Source organism: Streptomyces azureus, from assembly GCF_001270025.1.
Taxonomy (GTDB): Bacteria; Actinomycetota; Actinomycetes; order Streptomycetales; family Streptomycetaceae; genus Streptomyces; species Streptomyces azureus.
In genome coordinates, this window is sequence record NZ_DF968491.1 from 1 (window position 1) to 4626 (window position 4626).

Consider the following 4626-nt stretch of genomic DNA (forward strand, 5'->3'; position numbering starts at 1 on the left):
GTTGGCCAGGAGGCCCGGCCCCTGGGGCTTCACCCCAGACCCCGGCGGGGGCTGCGTCCGCTGCTCCCCCCGGCGGCGCTTCGCCCCAGCGCACCCGGTGGGGTGCCGAGGCACCCCGGCGGGCTGCCGAGTCTGTTCCGCAGGAGAGGCAAACGGCCAGCCGGCCGACGCGGCGGTGCCGCGTCGGCCGGCCAGGGCGCCGTGGTTGTTACACCCGCGGCTTCTCGCGCATCTCGTACGTCGCGATGACGTCGTCGACCTTGATGTCGTTGAAGTTGCCGAGGTTGATACCGCCCTCGAACCCTTCGCGGATCTCGGTGACGTCGTCCTTGAAGCGACGCAGACCCTCGATGTTGAGGTTCTCCGCGATGACCTTGCCGTCGCGCAGGAGTCGCGCCTTGGTGTTGCGCCTGACCTCGCCGGAGCGGATGAGCACACCCGCGATGTTGCCCAGCTTGGACGAGCGGAAGACCTCGCGGATCTCCGCCGTGCCCAGCTCGACCTCTTCGTACTCCGGCTTGAGCATGCCCTTGAGGGCCGCCTCGATCTCCTCGATCGCCTGGTAGATGACCGAGTAGTAGCGGACGTCCACACCCTCGCGCTCGGCCATCTGCTGCGCACGCCCGGCGGCGCGCACGTTGAAGCCGATCACGATGGCGTCCGAGCCCATCGCCAGGTCGATGTCGGACTCCGTGACCGCACCGACGCCGCGGTGCAGGACGCGGATGTCGACCTCTTCGCCGACGTCGAGCTGGAGCAGGGAGGACTCGAGTGCCTCGACGGAACCAGAAGCGTCACCCTTGATGATCAGGTTCAGCTGCTGGACCTCGCCGGCCTTCAGCACCTTGTCCAGGTCCTCCAGCGACACACGGCGCGTGCGCTTCGCGAAGGCCGCGTTGCGCTCGCGCGCCGCACGCTTCTCCGCGATCTGACGGGCCGTACGGTCCTCGTCGACGACGAGGAAGTTGTCGCCCGCACCCGGGACGTTGGTCAGGCCCAGGACCTGCACCGGCGTCGACGGACCCGCCTCGGTGACGAGGTTGCCGTTGTCGTCGTGCATCGCCCGGACTCGGCCGTACGCGTCGCCGACCACCATGGTGTCGCCGACCCGCAGCGTGCCGCGCTGGACGAGGACCGTCGACACGGCACCGCGGCCGCGGTCGAGACGGGACTCGATCGCGATGCCCTGCGCGTCCTGGTGCGGGTTGGCCCGCAGGTCGAGCGAGGCGTCGGCCGTGAGGATCACGGCCTCCAGCAGGGAGTCGATGTGCAGACCCTGCTTGGCGGAGATGTCGACGAACATCGTCTCGCCGCCGTACTCCTCGGCCACCAGCCCGTACTCGGTGAGCTGACCGCGCACCTTGGTCGGGTCGGCGCCCTCGACGTCGATCTTGTTGACCGCGACGACGATCGGGACGTCGGCCGCCTTGGCGTGGTTGAGCGCCTCGACCGTCTGCGGCATGACGCCGTCGTTGGCCGCGACGACCAGGATCGCGATGTCGGTCGACCGCGCACCACGGGCACGCATGGCGGTGAACGCCTCGTGACCCGGGGTGTCGATGAAGGTGATCTTGCGCTCTTCGTCGTTGACCTCGGTCGCGACCTGGTAGGCACCGATGTGCTGGGTGATGCCGCCGGCCTCGCCCGCGATGACGTTCGTCTTGCGGATGGCGTCGAGCAGTCGGGTCTTACCGTGGTCGACGTGACCCATGACGGTGACGACCGGCGGGCGGACCACCAGGTCCTCCTCGTCGCCCTCGTCCTCGCCGAACTCGATGTCGAAGGACTCCAGGAGCTCGCGGTCCTCCTCCTCCGGGCTGACGATCTGAACCGTGTAGTTCATCTCGTCGGCGAGAAGCTGGAGCGTCTCGTCGGAGACGGACTGCGTGGCCGTGACCATCTCGCCGAGGTTCATCATGACCGCGACGAGCGACGCCGGGTTGGCGTTGATCTTCTCCGCGAAGTCGGTGAGCGACGCACCGCGCGACAGGCGAACGGTCTCGCCGTTGCCGCGAGGCAGCATCACGCCGCCGACCGACGGGGCCTGCATGGCCTCGTACTCCTGGCGCCTCTGCCGCTTCGACTTGCGACCGCGACGCGCGGGACCACCGGGACGACCGAAGGCGCCCTGCGTGCCACCACGGCCACCGGGACCACCGGGACGACCGCCGAAGCCGGGACGACCGCCGCCACCGGGACCACCCGGACGGCCGACGAAACCGCCGCCACCGCCACCGGGACCACCGGGACGACCGGCGAAACCGCCGCCACCGCCACCGGGACGGCCGGCGAAGCCGCCGCCACCCGGACGACCGCCGCCGCCACCACCGGGACGGCCACCGCCACCGGGACCGCGGCCGCCGGGGCCACCGCCACCGGGACGCGGACCGGCAGCCGGACGCTGCGGCATCATGCCGGGGTTCGGACGCGGACCGCCGGGACCGCCGCCGGGACGCGGACCGCCGCCCTGCGGACGGGGCATGCCGCCCGGCGTGGGGCGCTGGCCGCCCGGAGCCTGCGGACGGGGACCGCCGCCGGCACCCTGCGGACGGGGACCGCCCTGGCCCTGGCCCTGCGGACGCGGGGCGCCGCCGGGGGCACCGGGGCCGCCCGGACGCGGGGCACCGCCCGGACGGGGCGCCTGCGGGCGCGCCATGCCGGTGGAGCCACCAGAAGTGAACGGGTTGTTGCCCGGACGGGGACCCGCCGGACGGGCACCGGGACGCGGGGCGCCGCCACCCGGACGCGAGGCGCCGGGACGGTCGCCACGGTCACCACGGTCACCACGACCCTGGCCACCCTGGCCGGAACCACCCGGACGCGGAGCACCCGGACGCGGCGACTGGCCGGCCGGACGCGGGGCGCCCGGACGCGGACCGGAGCCCTGGGAGGAGGCCGGCGCGGCGGGAGCCGACGGCGGTGCCGTGAACTCGGGCGCGGTCGGAGCCGGGGACGCCGGGGCGGGCCGCGGCGCGGGCTTCGGGCCCGGGGTGGGACGGGGGCCGGGAGTGGCCGGCGCGGCGGGAGCCGCGGGCTTCTCGGCGGCTGCCGGCTTGGGGGCCGGCGGGCGCGGGGCGGCCGGACGGGCAGCCTGCGCCGGGGAGGGGGCTGCCGGCTTCGCCGGGGCAGCCTTGCGGGCGGGGGCGGACTTGCCGCCTCCGTTGCCCTGCTGGAGGGCGTCCGTCAGCTTGCGTACAACGGGCGCTTCGATGGTCGAAGACGCCGAACGGACGAATTCACCGAGCTCCTGGAGCTTGGCCATGACGACCTTGCTCTCGACACCGAACTCCTTGGCGAGTTCGTAGACCCGGACCTTAGCCACTTCGCTCCTTTGAGGTCCGGGTGAAGCCGGACCGTCGCTAGTTCATGGGCGTACTCATCGCGTACTCATCGAGTGCTCATCGCAATCTCGACCTGCTTTCGACTCGCGAGGTACCTAGACCGCACGGGGGGTTCCGTGCGGCACGTTCTTACCGTGTTGCCTGATCGGCAACTGTTGTCTGCTCGACGTATCGACGCAACGCCTTTATGTCGAGCGCTCCCGGGGCGCGCAGTGCCCTCGTGAACGCCCGGCGGCGAACCGCCTGGTCAAGACAGACCGGTGTGGGATGCACATACGCACCCCGGCCGGGCAGCGTACCGCGTGGATCAGGGGCGCATGCACCTTCGATCAACACGACCCGCAGCAGATCGGCCTTGGCCACTCGCTCCCGACACCCCACACAGGTGCGTTCAGGGCACACTCGGGTGCGCGTCCGGCCAGACACCGTTAAGTCTACCTCCCCGTAGGCGCCTCACCCCTTTGGGGCAGGATTCGAACAGTTGCCGCGCCCGAACCTGTCGTGATCTGAACGACCCGCGGCCTGGATCTATTCCCCGGTCCGGTCGTCCCCGGCCGGTTCCGTGTCCGGCCGGATGTCGATCCGCCAGCCGGTCAGCCGGGCCGCGAGGCGGGCGTTCTGCCCTTCCTTGCCGATGGCCAGGGAGAGCTGGTAGTCGGGCACGGTGACACGGGCCGACCGGGTCGCCATGTCCACGATCTCCACCTTGGAGACGCGGGCCGGGGACAGCGCGTTCGCCACCATCTCGGCCGGGTCGTCCGACCAGTCGACGATGTCGATCTTCTCACCGTTCAGCTCGCCCATCACGTTGCGCACGCGACCGCCCATGGGGCCGATGCAGGCGCCCTTGGCGTTCAGGCCGGACCGGGTGGACCGTACGGCGATCTTCGTGCGGTGACCGGCCTCACGGGCGATCGCGGAGATCTCCACGGACCCGTCGGCGATCTCCGGCACCTCCAGGGCGAAGAGCTTCTTCACCAGGTTCGGGTGCGTCCGGGACAGCGTCACGGACGGGCCGCGGACGCCCTTGGCCACCCGGACGACGTACGACCGCAGCCGCAGGCCGTGCGGGTACGTCTCGCCCGGCACCTGCTCCTGCACCGGCAGGATGGCCTCGAGCTTGCCGATGTCGACGAGCACGTTCTTCGGGTCGCGGCCCTGCTGGACCACGCCGGTGACGATGTCGCCCTCACGGCCGGCGTACTCGCCGAGCGTCGCGTCGTCCTCGGCGTCGCGCAGACGCTGCAGGATGACCTGCTTGGCCGTGGTGGCGGCGATACGGCCG

Annotated in this window: 3 protein-coding genes; all 3 read right to left on the reverse strand. The window is 71.7% G+C overall.

Annotated elements, in window-relative coordinates:
• Nucleotides 1-208 precede the first annotated feature (208 nt).
• Nucleotides 209-3322 (reverse strand): translation initiation factor IF-2, encoded by a 3114-nt coding sequence (gene infB / locus AOQ53_RS42390; protein WP_078945689.1) that lies wholly within the window; start codon nt 3320-3322, stop codon nt 209-211.
• A 148-nt stretch (nt 3323-3470) separates the two neighbouring features.
• On the reverse strand, nt 3471-3767 hold the full coding sequence (locus AOQ53_RS42395; RefSeq protein ID WP_078945690.1) for a YlxR family protein: 297 nt from the start codon (nt 3765-3767) through the stop codon (nt 3471-3473).
• Between the two features lie 102 nt (nt 3768-3869).
• Nucleotides 3870-4626: transcription termination factor NusA (nusA, locus tag AOQ53_RS37335; RefSeq protein WP_059424263.1), on the reverse strand; the 757-nt coding region annotated here is incomplete at its 5' end.